The sequence below is a fragment of the Haloplanus sp. GCM10025708 genome (genome assembly GCF_042663985.1).
In the GTDB taxonomy this organism is placed as follows: Archaea; Halobacteriota; Halobacteria; order Halobacteriales; family Haloferacaceae; genus Salinirarus; species Salinirarus marinus.
The window spans coordinates 326,612-344,611 of sequence record NZ_JBHSZA010000011.1; the positions used below are offsets into that span (position 1 = coordinate 326,612).

Sequence of the window (18,000 nt, forward strand, 5' to 3'; positions counted from 1 at the left end):
TCGTAAGCGGGTTTTCGCTACTCTTCCCGCAGTCGATAACTTCCCATTCGGAATCCGTTCACTATGGTGTCCCACGACACGACTGACGTCGGCTATCGGCCGACTTTGCGCGCGTCAGCCACGGCCGTCCGTCCCGTAGTCGGGAGCCGGGACTCCGTGAGACGGGTTCACCGCTGCCACATATGAGTTCAGTAGATAAGCAACTCGAGGACTTACGAGCAACGATCGAGGACGAACTTCCCGACGACATCTCGGTGTCCGACGTGAAATACGAGGGCCCCGAACTGGTCGTCTACACGCGCGACCCCGGAAGTTCGCCCAGAACGGCGACCTGATCCGCCGGCTGGCGAGCAAACTCCGCAAGCGCATCACCGTCCGTCCCGACCCGGACGTGTTGATGGACGCAAAGACCGCCGAAAAGCGGGTGCTCGACGTCATTCCCGAGGACGCGGGCGTGACCGACCTCGACTTCCACGTCGACACCGGCGAAGTCGTCATCGAAGCCGAAAAGCCCGGGATGGTCATCGGCCGTCACGGGTCGACCCTCCGGGAAATCACTCAGGAGATCGGCTGGACGCCCGAAGTCGTTCGGACGCCGCCCATCGAGTCGTCGACGGTGTCGAACGTGCGGAACTTCCTGAAGCAGGAACGCGAGGAGCGACGCGACATCCTCGAACGCGTCGGCCGGCAGATCCACCGCGAGGAGATGGCCAACGACGAGTGGGTGCGCATCACCACGCTGGGCTGTTGCCGCGAGGTCGGGCGCGCGAGTTTTATCCTCTCGACGTCCGAGACGCGCATCCTCGTCGACTGCGGCGACAAACCCGGCGCGGAAGGCGAGGTGCCGTATCTGCAGGTCCCCGAGGCGACGCCGCTCAACTCCATCGACGCCGTCGTCCTCACCCACGCCCACCTCGACCACTCGGCGCTGATCCCGCTCCTGTTCAAATACGGCTACGACGGTCCGATCTACACCACCGAACCCACCCGAGACCTGATGGGGCTGTTGACCCTGGACTACCTCGACGTCGCCGCCAAGGAGGGCCGGACCCCGCCGTACGAGAGCGAGATGGTCCGCGAAGCCATCAAACACACCATCCCCCTCGAATACGGCGACGTGACCGACATCGCGCCCGACGTGAAACTCACGTTCCACAACGCGGGACACATCCTCGGGAGTGCCGTCTCTCACTTCCACATCGGCGACGGCCTCTACAACGTGGCGTTCTCCGGCGACATCCACTACGAGGACACCCGCCTGTTCAACGGCGCGGTCAACGACTTCCCCCGCGTCGAGACGCTCGTCCTCGAATCGACCTACGGCGGGCGCAACGACTATCAGACCGACCAGGAGGATTCGGAGCGAAAACTGCTCGACGTCATCAACCGGACCCACGAACGGGGCGGCAAGGTCGTCATCCCGGCGTTCGCCGTCGGTCGGTCTCAGGAGATCATGCTCGTCCTCGAAGAGGCGATGCGGTCGGGGAAGATCCCGCGGATGCCGGTCCACCTGGACGGGATGATCTGGGAGGCGACGGCCATCCACACCACCTACCCCGAGTATCTCCGCGACGACCTGCGCGACCGCATCTTCCACGAGGACGAGAACCCCTTCCTCGCCGACGAGTTCAACCACATCGACGCCGGCGAGGACGAACGACAGGAGGTCAAAGACGGCGGCCCGGCCATCGTCCTCTCGACGTCGGGGATGGTGACCGGCGGACCGATCATGTCGTGGCTCCGCCACATCGGTCCGGACCCGGACTCGACGCTCGTCTTCGTCGGCTACCAGGCCCAGGGGACCATGGGCCGTCGCATCCAGAACGGCTGGGACGAGATCCCCGTCAGCGATCGGAACGGTGCCGGCCGATCGGAGTCGCTCACACTCCGGATGGACGTCGAGACGGTCGACGGCTTCTCCGGCCACGCCGACCGGCAGGGCCTCGAGAACTTCGTGAAGACGATGAACCCTCGCCCGGAGAAGGTGCTCTGTGTCCACGGCGACGAACGCTCGGTGCAGGACCTCTCCTCGGCGCTCTATCACAACTACAACATGCGGACGTTCGCGCCGAAGAACCTCGAAACGTTCCGATTCAAGTAGCACGCGCCGCGGCCGCGACCGGCGGCGTTCCGCGCCGATCGACGTCGCCGTTTCACGCCCGTTGAACCGTCCCGGTCCGGACGACCCGGCCGCCGCTGCCGACAGCCTCCTCGCGCGCTACCGTCAATGCCCTGAACAAACATTATGTACGTCCGGATAGAAGAGGGATCGACCCATGGCCCAAACGTACCTGGTGAGTTCCCTCGTCATGGGGGTACTGCTCCTGTTCGTGGTCGGATACGTCGCCCGGAGCAACGACTGGCGAGGGCGAATCGCGTCGCGGACGAACCTGGTTTCGGAACCGACGGCCGGGCCCGACGTCCGGCCCGTCGTCGCCGTCGCCGCCTTCCTCGCCGTCGTGTTGGTGACGAGCGGAATCGGTGCCGTCATCTCGGGGTCGACCACCGGCTTCGGCGCGTTCCTCGGCTTCCTCGCGGGGATGCTCGTCGTCTACGTCGTCTGGGGCGTCTACCACATCGCCCAGGCGCGGGGCCTGAAGTTCGCCCAGTCGGTGGGCGTCGGACTGTGGTTTTTCGGTATGCTGTTGCTCGTCGCCGTCGTCGCCAAACTCCTCGTCGGCTGACCCGGCCGTGCCGGGACCGGATCAGCTGATCGAGTAGGCGGCCGCGAACGTGAGCGCCAGGACGGCGAGCAAGCCGCCGAGCATCACGAACGACACCGACCGCGGTTCGTATTTGAGGTGCTGGTAGTAGCCGACGACGAACAGCGCCTTGATCGCCGACAGCACCATGATGACGGCGAACGCCGCCCAGTACGCCTCCGAGAGGTAGCCCGCGCGCTCGACTGCGACCTGTGCCGTGGCCAGGACGAACAGGACCACGTATATCGCCGTGTAGAGTTTTGTTGATGTCATTGGTTCACCTCACAGGATGTAGAACAGCGGGAAGAGGAACAGCCAGACGATGTCCACGAAGTGCCAGTACAGCCCGAAGTACTCGATCGGCTCGTCGTTCCCGAGGTAGGCCCCGCGGGCGGCCCGCACGATCATGTACAGCGTGATCAGCAGACCGACGGCGACGTGTGCGCCGTGGAGGCCCGTCGTCAGGTAGAACGTCGACGACGCGATGTTCGTCGAGAGGTCCCACCCCTGGGGGAACGCCTCGCTGTGGACGTGGAACAGATGTTGCCACTCCAGGGCCTTGTTGACGAGGAAGGCGACGCCGAGGACGAACGTCGTGACGAGGCTTCCGAGCAGCCAGCCCTTCTTCTCCTTCTGGGCGGCCACCATCGCGACGACGACGCTGAAACTGCTCGTCAACAGCAGGTAGGTGTTTATCAACCCCGGGAGCGGGACGTGCGCCGCCGGGATGAGGTGGTGCCAGTCCTGCCACCCGTAGGCCACCCGGACGAAGGCGTACGATCCGATGAACGCCCCGAACAGCACGACGTCGGAGGCGAGGAATATCCACATCCCGAGCTTGGTGTTCTCGACGCCGTCGAACGGCCACTTCTCGCTGTGGGTGACGTCGGGGCCGTGGAACGGCTCGACGGTCATCGCGACGAGACTACCGAGGGTGACGACGGCCCCGGTCAGCAAGAGTCCGAGGTAGACGCCGCCCATCCCCCCGTCGACGAGCGAGCCGTTCCGGAACCCTGACGCGCCGAGGAGCGTGAGGAACGACCCGACGCCAACGACGAACGGCCAGATGCTCGCGTGGCTCACGTGGTGGTCCTCGTGCCCCGTCTCGTGGGCGAGTTCCCCGCCGCCGGAAGCGGTGTCGACGACGCCACCGTCGGCGGCGGCGTCCGCGGAGTCGTCGCGGAACGAGAGGTGGCCGTCGGTGTAGTCCGGGATGCCGGGGAAGTTCTCCAGCGGCGGCGGCGAGGGTATCGTCCACTCGGCGGTGCTCGCGTACTCCCACGGGTTGTCGGACGCGATCTCGCCGTCCCACACACTCCGGTAGAGATTGTAGAACATGACGAGAAACGACGATCCGAGGAGGAAGCCGCCGATGGTCGCTATCTGGTGCCACGGCGCGAAGCTACTCTGGTAGGCGAACACTCGTCGCGGCGTCTCCCACACGACGAACATCGGGAAGTAGAGCAGATTGAACCCGACGAAGTACATCGCGAAGTGGACCTTCCCGAGGAACTCGTCGTACATCCTCCCGGTGATCTTCGGGAACCAGTAGTACAGCCCCCGACGAGGGCGGTGACGCCGCCGACCATCACGTAGTGGAAGTGCGCCACCACCCAGTAGGTCCCGCGGAACTCGTAGTCGAGGACGACGGCTCCGAGGAAGACGCCGGTGATGCCGCCGACGATGAACAGCACGAGCGCGCCGAAGGAGAACAGGAAGGGCGTCTTGAATCGGATGTCGCCTTTCACCAGCGTGTAGATCAGGGCGAACACCATCAGGTCGAACGGGAGCGAGATGCCGATGGTCGTCGCCATGAACAGCGTCTTCGCCTGGAGGTTGATGCTCGTGAGGAACATGTGGTGCATCCAGACGCCGAAACTCTGGAGCGCGACCAGTATCATCGCGCCGATGAACCACTTCCGACCGACGATGCGCCGCCCGGTGAACGTCTGGAACGTCTCCGCCATCACGCCGAGCGCCGGGAAGAAGACGATGTACACCTCGGGATGGCCGAAGAACCAGAACAGGTGGGTCCACAGCATCGACCCCGCGTCGTTCGTCTGGGCGAAGTAGGTCGTCCCGAGCAGCCGATCCGACGAGAGGATCATCAGCGCCGCCAGTAGCGCCGCGAACGCGAACAGCATCATCCACACCGTCAGCAGGATGGTCCACGTGAACAGCGGGAGGTCGCGGATGGAGAGCCCTTCGCGCGCATGCGATGCATCGTGGTGAGGAAGTTGACCGAGCCGATGGTCACCGAGGCGACGAACAGCACCAGCGCCAGCACCGACGTCGTCGCGCCGATGCTCGGTAAGAACGACGGAACGCTCAACGGCGCGTACATCGTCCACCCGCCGGAGAAGGCCGACCCCTGGAAGAAGGAGACGCCGTACAGCAGGCCTGAAAAGAGGTAGAGCCAGTAACTCAGCGCGTTCAGCCGCGGGAACGCGAGGTCTTTCGCCCCGATCTGGAGCGGGACGATGTAGTTGGCGAAGCCGAACGCGAACGGCGAGAGGAACCAGAAGACCATCAGCAGGCCGTGGGCCGAGACGGCCTGATTGTACGCGACGGGACCGAGAATCCCCTCGCCGGCCGCGCGCGGAACCCACAGCTGGATCCGCATCAACAACGCGAGGACGCCGCCGAAGACGAGGAAAAACAGCGACGTCGCGAGATAGAGGATGCCGACGTCTTTGTGGTTGGTCGTCACCAGCCAGCGCTTGATCGACGCCGAGTCGGGGAGACCGTCCGTCTCGAAGAACCCCCGGTGTCGTGATCGACGGCCGGAACCTCCGGAGTCACGGGGTTGCCGGCCGCTTCGGCGCTCCCGCCGTCGGCCTGTGCGTGACCGTCGGACGCGCCCCCGTCCGGCCGCGTCGCCTCGTCGTCGCTCATGCGTTCACCCCCGTCGGGAGGCGCAGTCGACCGTGGTCGCTCGCGCCGTCACCCGACGGTGTCGCCGTCGCGTTGCTCGGCGTCGTGTTGCTGTACCACTCCTCGTACGCCTGCTGTTCCATGATGCGCACTTCCGCGTCCATATACGAGTGGCCGGAGCCACAGAGTTCGTAGCAGTGGGCGGTGTGGGTCCCGGTCTCCTCGGCACGGAACCACGTGTCGGTCTGCTGGCCCGGAATCGCGTCGGTTTTCACCCGGAGCCCCGGGACGCCGAAGTTGTGGAACACGTCCGCGGACGTGACCCTGAGTTTCACCTCCCGGTCGACGGGCGCGCGCAAGGTGCGACTCTCGTGGCCGTTCGGGTAGACGAACGTCCACATGAACTGCGAGCCGACGACCTCGATGACCAGTTCGTCCCCGCCCGTCTCCTCGACGCTCGGACTCTCCTCGACGAACAACAGCGTCCCGTAGGTCCACGCGATGAGCGAGACGACGATGATCGCGCTCATGCTAAACGAGACGAACAGTTTTCGTCCCCCGCCGCTCCCCTGCGGGAGTTCGCCCAGGTCGGGCCGGTCGACCGCCGACTCGTCGACGTGGCCGCCGCTCGCCCGGTACTTGTACGCCTTCCAGCACATGTAGGCGATGACGACGACGCCGACGGCGGTTCCGAGCCAGAGGAACACCTGTAGAATCTGGTTGAACACCTCGGAGCGCGAACCCCGCGGGACGATACTGCTCTGAAGGAGAACCACGAGAGCCCATACCGTGGCGTTCGATAGCATCCCATCACACTCCTGCACAAACTTTAATAATTATTGCGGTGGGGTGAGTCGATGCGCAAGTCGGTCGGTGGCGGACGGGAACGCTACACGTCGTGCTGGGGAATGCCGGTCGTCCCGTCGAGGACGCGTCCGAGGACGAGGCCGTAGACCCAGTGGGCGAGCAGCGACACGACGAGGAAGACGGCGACGACCGTGAGGCTCTCGTCCGGCCAGAACGCGGGGACGAATCCGGTCCAGAATATCGTGGCGAAGGTGACGCCCCGGAGGTAGCGCGGTTCCTTCGGCGGCAGGAACCCACCCACGACGACGAACGTCAGCGGGAGGACGGTCGCTCCGGTGGCGACGAAGAGGCCCGCCCCGAGCATCACCGACTGTTCGAAGCCGACGTACGACAGGAAGGTCGCGAAGTTCTCCAGGGGTTCCGTCCGGAACAGATCGAAGACGATCGGCACGCCGACCAGCACTGGCACCATCAGCAGCATTCCGATCAGCCCACCGAGCATCGCCGACCCGACGACCTTGATCGTTATCGGGATCTCCGCCTCCAGCGTCGCCTCGTCGACGACTGGTTCGCCAGTACTCGCGAGTTCGTCTACCATGATCGATAATCATGTTATCACTCCTCCGTGATAAATGGTACCACCGAACATATGCGGCGTGTGAACGCGAACCTCGCCCCGGTGGATTCACGAGGAGGCGTCTTCGGTCGTCGACGCGGGGTCGACGACGCTCCCGTCGAGTTCGTCGACGCCGACGCGGTCACAGCGGTCGTACAGCGGACAGGCTTCGGGGCCGTCGAGACACGCGGGCTTTCTCGCCGTACAGTACTCACGCCCGAACTGAATCGTCGCCGTATGTCCGAAGCCGCACTTCTCGGGCGGGACGGCCTCTTCGAGGCGTTCGCGCACCGTCTCGTGGTCGGCGTCCGGTGGAGCGAGACCCAGCCGCCGAGCGACGCGGTGAACGTGGGTATCGACAGGGAAGACGCCGCCGCGCCCGCCCGAAAACAGGAGGACGCAGTCGGCCGTCTTCGGGCCGACGCCGCGGAATTCGAGGAGTCGCGTCCGTACTTCGTCGGCGTCGCCCTCGGTCACGAACTCGTCGAACGCCGACGCACCGCCGAACACGTCGACGATCTCGGCGGCCACCTCGGTGATGACTCTCGACTTCTGGTTGTAGAGGCCCGCCGGACGGATGACGTCCGCGAGTTCCGAGCGGTCGGCGTCCGCGAGCGTCCGCGCGAGGTCGCCACCGCCGTACCGGTCCATCAGGGCGTCGTGGGCCGGCTGGCTGGCCACGTCGCTCGTGTTCTGACTGAGCACGGTCCGGACGAGACACTCGAAGGCGTCCCGTCCCCCGTAGGCCTTCTGCCAGTACAGGTCGCCGAGGACGTCGACGACGGCTTCCGCGCGGGTCGACGCCTCGCCGGCCTCGAACTCGGCGTCGACGCCGCCGTCTGCACCGCCGCTTATGTTCTCCGTCGGTTCGTCTGCCATGGGTGCCAGTGGGCGTCGCCGACGGAAAAACCGACCCGTTACTCGACGGCGAGCGTCAGCGTCAGGTCCGCACCGTCCGCGAGGGCGGCGATCAGCTCGCGGTCGAGGTCCGCGGCGGCGGCGTCGGCACCGACGAGGACCGTCCGGTCGTCGACGTAGTCGCTGGTCCGTCCGACGGCGCTTCGGCTGCTGTCGAACGTGAGGTCGGGATGGCCGCGGCCGACCACCCGCTGGGCGCGGCCGTCTACCTCGACGATGGCGACGATCCGGGCCGACTCGTCGCGACAGGCCTCGACGAACGCGGCGTCGAAGTCGGCGGGGGCCCGATTGGCGTCGACGCCGACGATGCAGTCGCCGGCGGGAGTGAGCCAGTCGTCCGTCGTCACCTCGAACGTGCTCTCGTGGCGCGCGGTGACGTTCTCGTGACCGTGGGCGCGGATGACTTCGTCCATGCACCCGCTCACCGGTGGCCGGATATAGGGGTTCCCTTACGGCCGGACGACGGTGACCGTCACCGCACCGCAGCCACACTCGTAGGCGCGGCGTTCGCCGGCGTCCGTCCGCATCGCGATCATCAGCGACTCGTCGTCCAGCGGACGGTCACAGCCCTCGGCCTCGCACGTGCACGTCACGTTTCCGAGCATACCTCCAGTCGGTCGCGATGGGTTATCAAATCGCGCCACGTGCGCGGTGGAAGTGAAAGTAGTCGGACGTGTCGGCCGTCGGTTTATATATACTCTCCGGGAGCGTGAGATGCCCTCACACGGACGCTGTCGCGGGGTTTGGTAGCTGTTTACACTGGTCCAACCACCGAAGTACTTATGTATGTAACCGTCTTACCGAGTAGTACCAGAGCGCCTCCGGCGTCTCAGCGGAATCGCACGCAGAATGATCGGGAATTCTTATCCACGGCTGGTCGCATCACGACGAGCCGCTGGCACGCCCGGAGCGGTGATGGTATCGAGGTTTCAAGCATGGTAACACAGGAAGACGTTCTCAACGAGTACGACGTACAGAAACTCGACGCGAGTAACAACGTCGAGCTCACGGAAGACAAACTCGACGACGGTTCGAAAGGTCAGCTCATCAAACTCGCCGGTCAGCTACGCGACCGACGAAACGAGCTGAACCAGATGGCCTCCGAGAGAGCTTCCAAGCGGGACGACCTGAACGCGAAGACGCGCGAGAAGGTCGACGAAGCGCAGGAGCATCGAGAGAAACGCGACGAGCTCAACGAGCAGGTCCAAGAGCACAAGGAGAAGCGAAACGAGCTCAACGCGAAGGCCAACGAGCTGTTCGACGAGGTCGAGCGGATGAAACAGGATCTCGAGCTCAACGACGGCAAAGATCTCGAAGAGCTCGAAGAGGAGATCGAGCAGCTCGAGTTCCGCCAGCAGACCGAGGTCCTCAGCGCCGAAGACGAGCGCGAACTCATCGAGAAGATCGAGGAGAAGCGCGAAGAGTACCAGGAGCGCAAGGACAAACTCGATGACTCGAGCGAGCTCGAAGACCTCATCGAGGAGGCCGAGGAGGTCCGCTCGGAGGCGAGCCAACACCACCAGAAGGTGACGGAACTCGCCGACGAGGCCCAGGAACACCACAACCAGATGATCGAGGCCTACCGCGAGGCCGACGACATCCGTGACGAGGCCGACGCGATGCACGAACTCTTCGTCGAGGCTCAGGAGGCGGCCGACCGCCACCACGAGGACTTCGTGCGCGTCCAGAAGCGCCTGCGCGAACTCGACAAGCAGGAAGAAGAGGAGCAGCGCGACGAGCGGGAAGCCGAACGCGAGGCCGCCAAGGAGGAGGCCGAAGAGATCTACCAGAAGTTCAAGGAAGGCGAAACCCTCGATACCGAAGACCTGATGAAGCTCCAGAAGACGGGGCTGCTCTAAACGTCTGTTCTGCCGGTTGGGGATTTATACCGACTGCCGCCCCAGCGACGTGTATGCGTGGTGAGACTGCGTGACAGACAGAGCCGCGTCCGTCGGCCGACTGTTCGTCGTCGCGACGGGCGCGATCGTCGCCGCCGTCGTCGGCTGGATCGTCTTCTACGAAATTCCGGGCTCGCTCGCCGACCTGGTCGGCGTGCTCCTGGTCGTCGGCGTCGCCCTCCTCGGGATTCGCGTCGCCGGCGACTACGCTCGGACGGCGTTCCCCGACTACAACGTCGGCGAAGTCGCCGTCGAGGGGCCGATCACTCGCGACGGCGGCACCCCGGCCCGGTTCCGTCGCGCGTGGTCGGCGCGCCGGCGGACGACGTCGTCGAACAGATCCACGCGGCCGACGAGGACGACAACGTCCGCGCCCTCCTCGTGAAACTCAACACGCCCGGCGGCCAGGTCGTCCCCAGCGACGACATCCGTCGCGCCGTCGACGCGTTCGACGGGCCGACCGTCGCCTACGCCACCGACACCTGCGCCAGCGGCGGCTACTGGATCGCGAGCGGCTGCGACGAACTGTGGGCCCACGAGGCGAGCCTCGTCGGCAGCATCGGCGTCATCGGGTCGCGGGTGAACGTCGCCGAACTCGCCGACGACCTCGGCGTCTCCTACGAGCGGTTCGCCGCCGGCGAGTACAAGGACGCGGGCGTCCCCCTGAAGGAACTCTCCGAGGACGACCGCGACTACCTCCAGGGCATCGTCGACGAGTTCTACGACGACTTCGTCGAGCGCGTCGCCGAGGGACGGGACATGGATCCGGAGACGATCCGCGACACCGAGGCCCGCGTCTACCTCGGCGAGACGGCTCACGACGTCGGCCTCGTGGACGGCCTCGGCTCTCGCGACGACGTCGAGGAGTCTCTCGAAACGCAACTCGACGAGGAGGTGTCGGTGCGGGAGTTCACTCCGTCCCGTGGCCTCGCGACGCGCCTCCGCGGCGGCGGGCAGTCGCTCGCGTACGCCTTCGGCGCGGGGCTCGCGAGCGCCTTCGACGACGACGCGGAGTTCCGATTCCGATTCTGAGCGCGCTCGTCCCGGAACGACCGCGGACGGTGCGTCGACGCCGGCACGCCCTCCGCTGACGGCGAGGGTTATTTATTCTCCGGGGTGTTCGACTCGGCTGTGACGACGCTCGTTCTCTGTGTCGACCGCGCGAACGACATCGGCCGCAAGGTCGGCCTCTCGATGCCCGTCGTCGGGTGGGAGGCCGTGCAGTCTCTCGTCATCGACGTCGGCCTCGCCGACCCGGAGGATTCGAGCGTCAACTCCCTGCTGGAGTCGCTTCGCGTCGCCCGCGACCTCCGCGACGACCGGGAAGACGCCGTCGTGGCCGTGGTCTCCGGGACCGGCGACAGCGCGGTCGGTGCCGACCGCTCGGTCGCCGCCCAGCTCGACGACCTCGTCGAGTCGCACGACCCCGACTCGGTCGTCGTCGTCACCGACAGCGCCGAGGACGAACGGCTCGTACCGGTCATCGAGAGCCGACTCCCCGTCGACTCCGTCGACCGGGTCGTGGTCCGGCAGGCCCGCGACATCGAGTCGACGTACTACCTGCTCAAGCAGTTTCTCGCCGACGAGGAACTCCGCTCGACCGTCCTCGTCCCCCTCGGAATCGGCCTGCTCTTGCTCCCCGTGTTGCTCGTGCGGTTCTCACCGGGCGTCGCCCTCGCCGGCCTCGCGTCCCTGCTCGGAGCCGCCCTCCTCTACAAGGGGCTCGCGGTCGACGAACACCTCGCGGACCTCCCCGAACAGGTACAGCAGGCGCTCTACTCGGGTCAGGTGTCGGTCGTCACCTACGTCGTCGCCGCCGGGTTGGCCCTGGTCGGCCTCTTTCTCGGTGCGCTGGCCATCTCCCCGACCGGGTCCGGCGTCTTCGTTCCCGTGATGGAGTTTCTCTACCGCGGCGTGCCGTGGCTGGCGCTCGCGGCGCTCACCGCCAGCGCGGGGCGGCTCCTCGACGAACTCATCGAGTCCGAGGGTGTCCCCGCGCCGTATCTGAACCTCCCGTTCGGCGTGGTCGCGCTGGGGCTGGTCATCCGGGGGTTCGCCGGCTACTTCCTCGAACGCGAGGGCGTCCTCCCGAACCTGGTGTTGTTCGGACGCGTGACGCTCTCGCCGACCCAGCGCCTCGCGCTTTTCGTCGTCTCCGGGCTGGTCATCTCGCTGATCGGCGTCAAAGTCGCCGCGAGTCTGCGAGACGAGTCGATAGAGGATGCGGTCGGACCGTAGTCGCTCCGGCGAGGTGATTCCGTAGTCACCCCGGCGGCGTGCCGGGGTGACCACCTCCCCGGCGGCGTGCCGGGGGACCATCTCTCCCGACGACGTGCCGGGGGACCGCCTCACCAGGGCGCGAAGTCGGGATCGACTCGGCGATCCGTGCGGTCGATGGCGTCGATTCTCTCGACGTCCTCGTCGTCGAGTGCGAGCGAGAGCGACGCCCAGTTGTCTCGAATGTGGTGCTCGCTCGTCGCCTTCGGGATGGCGGTGACGCCTTTCTCGCGGAGCCACGCGAGCGACACCTGCGCCTCGCTGATGCCGTGTTTCTCCGCGATCTCGGTCAGTTCCGGCACGTCGAACACTCCGCCCCGTGCGAGCGGCGAGTACGCCACGACTTCCACGCCGAGTTCCGCGCAGTGCTCGCGGAGTTCGCGCTGCTGGAGGAGCGGGTGGAGTTCGATCTGGTTGGCGAAGATCGGTGCGTCGGCGACGTCGACGGCCTCGCTCACCTGTTCGGGTTCGAAGTTGCTGACGCCGACGCGTTCGATGCGGCCCTCGTCGTACAACTGGTCGAACGCCGCGAGGGTTTCCTCGGGGTCGTACGCCCGCGCGGGCCAGTGGACGTACAGCAGGTCGACGTAGTCGACGCCGAGTGCGTCGAGGCTCTCCTCGGTGGATTCGAGGACGTCGTCGTACGCGAGGTCGTCGGCCCACACCTTCGTCGCGAGGAAGACGTCGTCGCGGGGGACGTCCGCCGCGGCGAGGCCGTCGCCGACCGACTTCTCGTTGCCGTAGGCCTGGGCGGTGTCGACGTGGCGATAGCCCGTCTCGAGCGCCGTCGCGACGGCGTTCGCACACGCGTCGGGGTCGGTGTTCTCCCACGTCCCGAGGCCGAGCACGGGCATGCCGTCCGCTCGCGGAACGTCGTCGCTGGTGGGTGCCGTCATGTGTGAAATCGGAGGGTGCCACCGCGAAAGGCGTTGTGGAACGACTGGTTCGTGCCGGTAGCGTCACTCCAGGAGGCGCTCTTTCGCAAATTTCCCGAGGAGAGGGATGTCGCGAAGGTGGAGGAGTTTCAGCATCGCACGGACGTTGCCCGCGTTGACCTTCGCCAGCAGATCTCTGTCGGCGGCCCGAAGGTCCGCCATCAGCGTGTCGTACCGCTCGTTTGGGGCGAGATAGAGGAGTTCGGTCATCAGCAGGCGCTCCCGCATCCGGGGGCGACCTCGCTGTGCCACAGCTTGCTGTAGACGGACATGGCTTCAGCGGAGGTGTCGGGGTCCGCCTCGGTGAAACACCGGTCGGCGGTGATGGCGGCCATACGCCCCGATTTCATCCCCTTGTGGATGCCCTCGCCCCACAGCGGGTCGATGGTCGGCACGGTGTCGCCGATGGCCAAGAAGCTGTCAGTACAGAGTTTGCCCGGCATCTGGATGTGGGCCGAGCCGCGGTGTTGCTGTTTGTCGGCGATACGTTCGGCGTCGGCGAATCGCGGGTCGGTTTCGAGCCAGTGGTTGAGGTAGTCGTCGATGCTCGCGCCGTCGCGGCCGTACCGCTGGTGGCTCTCGTTTTGGATGTAACACAGCCCGACCTTCGCAGTGTCGCCGCCGGTGTGAAAGATCCAGGAGTAGCCCCCGGGGGCGTACTCGTGGTCGAGACGGAGCATCATCGTATCAGTGAGGTCGGCGTAGTCGGAGTGGTCGACGTCGACGCCCGCCATCTCCCACTCGATGCCGATCGCCTGGCGCTCCCGTTTCAGGTCGCTCACGCCGAGTGCCTTGGAGAGCGGTGCCGCGGGACCCGTCGCATCCACGACGATGTCGGCGTAGACCTCCTCGCCGCCCGCGTACCGAACGCCAGTTATCTTTTCGTCCTCCATGATCGGACCGCTCACGCGGGCGTCGAAGCGATAGGTCGCCCCCTCGCCGCGACCCTCGCTGACGAGCCACCGTTTGAAGTCGGCGAACTCCAGGACGGCACCCGGCTGGTGCTGGACGTAGTGGGCGTTGGGAGATTCCAGAATCACGTCGTCGGTGTAGTTCATCACCACCTCGTCCGGCACGCCGAAAGATGCCATCATGGAGGGGAAGGTGCCGGCGGTAGATTTGTTGCTCTGGCGGGGGAATCCGTCTTCGGCTTCGGCTTCGAGGACGAGGACGTCGTAGTCCCGCTGAGCGAGATCGCGGGCACACTGGGCCCCAGCAGGCCCGGCACCCGCGACGATAACGTCGAAACGGTCGGACATATCTTCCGATACTACGAGAGCGTAATCAGTCTTGCTGAACCGGGACGAAGAACCGTCTCCAATGAGCGACACGCGAATCGCCCGCCGTCATCGGAGCGCCACGCGTCCGACTGCCTCACGAGGGAGTCGCTCGCTGCAACGTCGCTTCCGGCGGCTGGCCCGGCCTCGTTGAGGCGGACTGTGAGGGTGTCCCCGGCGCTCACCGCCGGCTATTTGGGGGTCGAGTGGTAACAATGAACACTATGCCGCGCCTCACGCCCGAAAACACCAACGCCGTCGCCCACCGCATCGCCGGGGATTCGTTGATGTACGAGTGTCCGAACTGCGACTACGGTGAGGTCCCCATCACGGCGCTCATCGAGGCCGACGACGCTCGCTGTCTCGACTGCGGAACGCGGTACGAACTCCGCGTCGAAACGGCCTGATCCGCGTCGGCGTCGCCCTCGTCGGCGTTTTCGCGGCGTCGCCCGTTCGACTGCTCGCAACTCCGCCGACACAAACTGTCAAGTGCGACCGGGCGTATATCGGGGCGATAGCCGTGAGTAGCCACCGGATACTCGTCCCCCTCTACAACACCGATCCGCCGTTCGGGGCTCTGGAGTTCGCGCTCGACGCCTACCCCGCCGCGTCCGTCACCGCCCTCTACGTCATCGACCCGTTCGAATCCGACCACGCGGGACTGGTCCCGCCGCTCCTCGGCTACTGGGGCGAGTGGTACGAGACGGCCCGCCAAGCGGCGGACGACGCCCTCGGCCGGGCGACGGCGCTCGCTGACGGACGGGACGGCGCGGTGAAGACCGACGTCGTCCACGGGCGTGCACCCTCGGCCATCGCGACGTACGTCGACGCCCGGGGATGGATCACGTCGTGATCGCGCCGCGGCGGACTCGCGGGTGCGGCGTCTGCTCTCGGGCGGCGTGGCGCTGAGCGTGGCGCGAACCGCGCCAGTGCCGGTGACGGTCGTAAAGTGAGCGCCGTCAGTAGAACTCGCGGACGAGGTCCATCGCGTCCTCGGGCGCGCCGTCCGGGATCTCGGTCATGTCGCTGTCGAGGCCGTGGCGCTCGGCGTAGGAGACGGAGGCGTCGTCCTGATAGAGGACGCCCTGATACTCCTTGTCGGCGGCGAGGATTTTCTCCTTGGCGGCCGTTTCGTCAGTCGGGTCGTGGTCGGTGTCGTCGACGTCGACGATGTGGTCGCGGAAGTAGTCGTAGGTGTCGACGTCGTTGAACGTCACGCAGGGGCTGAAGACGTTGACGAAGCCGAAGCCGTCGTGTTCGATGGCCTTCCGGACGATTTCGGCGTGGCGCTGGGCGTCCGTCGAGAACGACTGCGCGATGAAGGTGCCGCCGGCGGCCAGCGCGAGCGCGAGGGGTTGACCGGCGGTTGCTGTGGGCCTTCGGGCGTCGTCGACGTCTCGAAGTCCTCGCGGCTGGTGGGCGAGGCCTGCCCCTTGGTCAGGCCGTAGATGCGGTTGTCCATGACGACGTAGCTCATGTCGACGTTGCGACGGACGGCGTGGACGAAGTGGCCCGCGCCGATGGAGTAGCCGTCGCCGTCGCCGCCCGCGACCATCACTTCGAGGTCGGGGTTGGCGAGTTTGACGCCCGTGCCGACCGGGAGCGCGCGTCCGTGGACGCCGTGGAGCGCGTAGGAGTGCATGTACGTCCCGATCTTGCCGGAACAGCCGATGCCGGCCACGACGAACGTGTTGTCGGGGTCGTTGCCCGTCTGGGCCAGCGCTTTCATCATGCCGTTCATCGTCCCGAAGTCGCCACAGCCGGGACACCACGTCGGTTGCTTGTCGGATTTGAAGTCCGTGAATCTAACGTCTGAGCTCATGCTGTTGCCTCCGTCTCCGCGAGGGTTGCCTCGATCTCTTCTGCGAGTTCGTCCGCCTTGAAACGCACGCCGTCGTATTTGTTGACGCGCGAGACGCGCTGGAGCGCGTCGTGCTCGACGAGGTCAGCGAACTGCCCTCGTTCGTTACACTCGACGACGATGACGTCGTCGGCCGCCTGCATCTCCTCGCTCAGGTCCGGGCGCGGGAAGATGTACGGGACCGAGAGGAAGCGCACGTCGATGCCGTCCTCCGCGAGTCGGTCCATGGCCTCGACGATGGCCCCTTCGTTCGACCCCCACGAGACGACCAGCGTGTCGGCGTCCTCGTCGCCGAACTCGCGGGGCGACCAGTCCTCGCGTTCCCGCGCCGTCTCGACTTTGCGGTTCCGCTTGTCCACCTGCTCGACGCGCATGTCGGTGTCCTCAGTCCGCCGACCGAGTTCGTCGTGTTCGAGGCCGGTCGACATGTGTGCGCCGCCCTCGGTGCCGGGGAACGCGCGCGGGCTGACGCCGTCCTCCGTGAGGGCGTGGGGCTGGAACTGCCCTTTCTCGTTTTGCCACTCGTCGATGGAGTCGTCGTCGACGACCTTGCCGCGGTCGATCTCGACGGCGTCCATGTCGAACGCCTCGGGCGAGAAGGTCTGTTCGGTGACGGCGAGTGCGAGATCGGAAGCGAGGTAGACCGGAACCTGATATTTCTCGGCGAGGTTGAACGCCTCGACGGTCTTCTGGAAACACTCCGCCACCGTCGTCGGCGCGAGGACGAACCGCGGCACCTCGCCGTGGCCGCCGTAGAGCAGCATGTTCAGATCGCCCTGTTCCTGTTTCGTCGGCATCCCGGTCGAGGGCCCCGAGCGCATCACGTCGGCGATGACCAGCGGCGTCTCGGAGGTAGCGACGAGGCCGAACGTCTCGGTCATCAGGTCGATGCCGGGGCCGCTGGTGGCCGTCATCGCCCGGGCACCTGCGCGCGCCGCTCCGAGGGCGATGTTGATGGCGGAGAGTTCGTCTTCCGCCTGCACGACGTGGCCGCCGTACTGTTCGATGCGGCCGACGAGATACTCCATCACGTTCGTCGCGGGCGTGATGGGATAGCCGGCGTAGAAGCGACAGCCGGCGGCGAGCGCGCCCATGCCGATCGCCTCGTCGCCGTTGAGGAGGACGTAATCCTCGTCCGTGGTTTCGAGGTCGTAGTCGAAGTCGTGGTCGAACTCCGCTTCGACGTAGTCGCGCCCCTTCCGGGCGGCTTCCTCGTTGTTCTCGACGATGGACGAGCCCTTGTCGCCGAAGCGCTTCTGGAGGGCGCTGTCGAGGTTTTCGATCGGGAAGCCGGCGACGGCACAGGCCGCGCCGAGAGCGACGACGTTGCGCATGATCGCGCCGCCGGCCTCCTCGGCCAGTCGCTGGAGCGGAACGTCGAGGCCGACCATCCCGTCGGGGATTTCGACGTCCTGCATCGTCGTCCGCTCGCCGTCGTAGATGATGACGCTCCTCGTGGAGTTCGTCGAGGTTCTCGTCGATGGTCCGCTGTGTCAGCGCGATGAGGACGTCGAGGCGGTCGACGACGCTCTGTACCCGGTCGACCGACGTCCGAACCTTGTACGCCGTGTAGCCTCCGCGGATCCGCGACGCGAAGTCTTTCGAGGTGAACACGTGTCGGCCCGCTCTCGACAGTGCTTGGGCGAAGATTTTCCCGGTGGAGTCGATGCCGTCCCCGGCCTCGCCACCGACTGCCCAATTGAAGTCCGCAGGCATGTTGGGTTGGACTTCCAACGGCCGTATCAAAAGCCTTCTGAAAGGCCGATTTCCACCGTAAGGCGACGTGATATGGACGAAGACGGTCTGACCGAGGGAGTAACGCTACGAACGGTCGG

The 18,000-nt window shown here is 66.0% G+C and carries 13 protein-coding genes and 6 pseudogenes; 7 read left to right on the plus strand and 12 right to left on the minus strand.

Annotated elements, in window-relative coordinates; all coding sequences use genetic code 11:
• The first annotated feature begins 182 nt into the window (after nt 1-182).
• Nucleotides 183-2,101: pseudogene (locus ACFQJD_RS04765) on the plus strand (beta-CASP ribonuclease aCPSF1).
• A gap of 175 nt (nt 2,102-2,276) precedes the next feature.
• A complete protein-coding gene (locus ACFQJD_RS04770) occupies nt 2,277-2,684 on the plus strand; it encodes a hypothetical protein (protein WP_379796522.1) in 408 nt (135 codons plus the stop codon).
• A gap of 21 nt (nt 2,685-2,705) precedes the next feature.
• Here ACFQJD_RS04770 and ACFQJD_RS04775 read toward each other — a convergent pair whose 3' ends face one another.
• The 8 genes and pseudogenes from ACFQJD_RS04775 to ACFQJD_RS04810 form a co-directional block, all read right to left on the minus strand.
• Nucleotides 2,706-2,975 carry a cytochrome C oxidase subunit IV family protein gene (locus ACFQJD_RS04775; RefSeq protein WP_379796524.1) on the minus strand — a complete coding sequence of 90 codons (270 nt, stop codon included), beginning with the start codon at nt 2,973-2,975 and terminating at the stop codon, nt 2,706-2,708.
• Between the two features lie 9 nt (nt 2,976-2,984).
• Nucleotides 2,985-5,427 (minus strand): annotated as a pseudogene (locus tag ACFQJD_RS04780) (cbb3-type cytochrome c oxidase subunit I).
• Nucleotides 5,409-5,597: a hypothetical protein gene (locus ACFQJD_RS04785; protein ID WP_379796526.1), complete on the minus strand. Its 189-nt coding sequence runs from the start codon at nt 5,595-5,597 to the stop codon at nt 5,409-5,411. Before ACFQJD_RS04785 ends, ACFQJD_RS04780 begins: the two are co-directional and overlap by 19 nt.
• A complete protein-coding gene (gene coxB / locus ACFQJD_RS04790; protein ID WP_379796528.1) occupies nt 5,594-6,382 on the minus strand; it encodes a cytochrome c oxidase subunit II in 789 nt (262 codons plus the stop codon). The genes ACFQJD_RS04785 and coxB overlap by 4 nt, the downstream gene beginning before the upstream one ends.
• 83 nt (nt 6,383-6,465) lie before the next feature.
• A complete protein-coding gene (locus tag ACFQJD_RS04795) occupies nt 6,466-6,981 on the minus strand; it encodes a DUF6789 family protein (RefSeq protein WP_379796530.1) in 516 nt (171 codons plus the stop codon).
• 87 nt (nt 6,982-7,068) lie between these two features.
• A complete protein-coding gene (locus tag ACFQJD_RS04800; RefSeq protein WP_379796532.1) occupies nt 7,069-7,878 on the minus strand; it encodes an endonuclease III domain-containing protein in 810 nt (269 codons plus the stop codon).
• Nucleotides 7,879-7,916: 38 nt separating this feature from the next.
• A complete protein-coding gene (locus tag ACFQJD_RS04805) occupies nt 7,917-8,330 on the minus strand; it encodes a DUF371 domain-containing protein (RefSeq protein WP_379796534.1) in 414 nt (137 codons plus the stop codon).
• A 36-nt stretch (nt 8,331-8,366) separates the two neighbouring features.
• Nucleotides 8,367-8,510: a hypothetical protein gene (locus ACFQJD_RS04810; RefSeq protein WP_379800592.1), complete on the minus strand. Its 144-nt coding sequence runs from the start codon at nt 8,508-8,510 to the stop codon at nt 8,367-8,369.
• Nucleotides 8,511-8,852: 342 nt separating this feature from the next.
• Here ACFQJD_RS04810 and ACFQJD_RS04815 point away from each other — a divergent pair, with 342 nt between their 5' ends.
• The 3 genes and pseudogenes from ACFQJD_RS04815 to ACFQJD_RS04825 all read left to right on the plus strand — a co-directional run bounded on the left by ACFQJD_RS04815 (nt 8,853) and on the right by ACFQJD_RS04825 (nt 12,053).
• Entirely contained in the window at nt 8,853-9,776 is a 924-nt protein-coding gene (locus ACFQJD_RS04815) for a coiled-coil protein (RefSeq protein WP_379796536.1), read from the plus strand.
• A 70-nt stretch (nt 9,777-9,846) separates the two neighbouring features.
• Nucleotides 9,847-10,847: pseudogene (gene sppA, locus ACFQJD_RS04820) on the plus strand (signal peptide peptidase SppA).
• A 99-nt stretch (nt 10,848-10,946) separates the two neighbouring features.
• Entirely contained in the window at nt 10,947-12,053 is a 1,107-nt protein-coding gene (locus ACFQJD_RS04825) for a DUF373 family protein (protein WP_379796537.1), read from the plus strand.
• A 110-nt stretch (nt 12,054-12,163) separates the two neighbouring features.
• Here the strand turns inward: ACFQJD_RS04825 and ACFQJD_RS04830 are convergent, their stop codons facing one another.
• Nucleotides 12,164-12,946, minus strand: coding sequence for an aldo/keto reductase (locus ACFQJD_RS04830; protein ID WP_379800406.1), 783 nt, complete (start codon nt 12,944-12,946; stop codon nt 12,164-12,166).
• Between the two features lie 105 nt (nt 12,947-13,051).
• Nucleotides 13,052-14,286: pseudogene (locus ACFQJD_RS04835) on the minus strand (digeranylgeranylglycerophospholipid reductase).
• A 242-nt stretch (nt 14,287-14,528) separates the two neighbouring features.
• On the opposite strand from ACFQJD_RS04835, the gene ACFQJD_RS04840 reads away from it, so the two are divergent.
• Together ACFQJD_RS04840 and ACFQJD_RS04845 are read left to right on the plus strand one after the other, a co-directional pair.
• The gene (locus tag ACFQJD_RS04840) at nt 14,529-14,711 is read left to right on the plus strand and encodes a hypothetical protein (RefSeq protein WP_379796539.1); all 183 of its coding nucleotides are present in this window, start codon (nt 14,529-14,531) and stop codon (nt 14,709-14,711) included.
• A 113-nt stretch (nt 14,712-14,824) separates the two neighbouring features.
• Entirely contained in the window at nt 14,825-15,157 is a 333-nt protein-coding gene (locus ACFQJD_RS04845; protein ID WP_379796541.1) for a universal stress protein, read from the plus strand.
• Between the two features lie 106 nt (nt 15,158-15,263).
• Here the strand turns inward: ACFQJD_RS04845 and ACFQJD_RS04850 are convergent.
• Together ACFQJD_RS04850 and ACFQJD_RS04855 are read right to left on the minus strand one after the other, a co-directional pair.
• Nucleotides 15,264-16,126: pseudogene (locus ACFQJD_RS04850) on the minus strand (2-oxoacid:ferredoxin oxidoreductase subunit beta).
• Nucleotides 16,123-17,881 (minus strand): annotated as a pseudogene (locus tag ACFQJD_RS04855) (2-oxoacid:acceptor oxidoreductase subunit alpha). Before ACFQJD_RS04855 ends, ACFQJD_RS04850 begins: the two co-directional pseudogenes overlap by 4 nt.
• Nucleotides 17,882-18,000 lie beyond the last annotated feature (119 nt).

Coding starts and splice junctions, on each gene's coding strand:
- ACFQJD_RS04770 (WP_379796522.1), top strand. CDS start 2,277: ATGGCCCAAACGTACCTGGTGAGTTCCCTCGTCATGGGGGTACTGCTC.
- ACFQJD_RS04775 (WP_379796524.1), bottom strand. CDS start 2,975: ATGACATCAACAAAACTCTACACGGCGATATACGTGGTCCTGTTCGTC.
- ACFQJD_RS04785 (WP_379796526.1), bottom strand. CDS start 5,597: ATGAGCGACGACGAGGCGACGCGGCCGGACGGGGGCGCGTCCGACGGT.
- coxB (WP_379796528.1), bottom strand. CDS start 6,382: ATGCTATCGAACGCCACGGTATGGGCTCTCGTGGTTCTCCTTCAGAGC.
- ACFQJD_RS04795 (WP_379796530.1), bottom strand. CDS start 6,981: ATGGTAGACGAACTCGCGAGTACTGGCGAACCAGTCGTCGACGAGGCG.
- ACFQJD_RS04800 (WP_379796532.1), bottom strand. CDS start 7,878: ATGGCAGACGAACCGACGGAGAACATAAGCGGCGGTGCAGACGGCGGC.
- ACFQJD_RS04805 (WP_379796534.1), bottom strand. CDS start 8,330: ATGGACGAAGTCATCCGCGCCCACGGTCACGAGAACGTCACCGCGCGC.
- ACFQJD_RS04815 (WP_379796536.1), top strand. CDS start 8,853: ATGGTAACACAGGAAGACGTTCTCAACGAGTACGACGTACAGAAACTC.
- ACFQJD_RS04830 (WP_379800406.1), bottom strand. CDS start 12,946: ATGCCCGTGCTCGGCCTCGGGACGTGGGAGAACACCGACCCCGACGCG.
- ACFQJD_RS04840 (WP_379796539.1), top strand. CDS start 14,529: ATGCCGCGCCTCACGCCCGAAAACACCAACGCCGTCGCCCACCGCATC.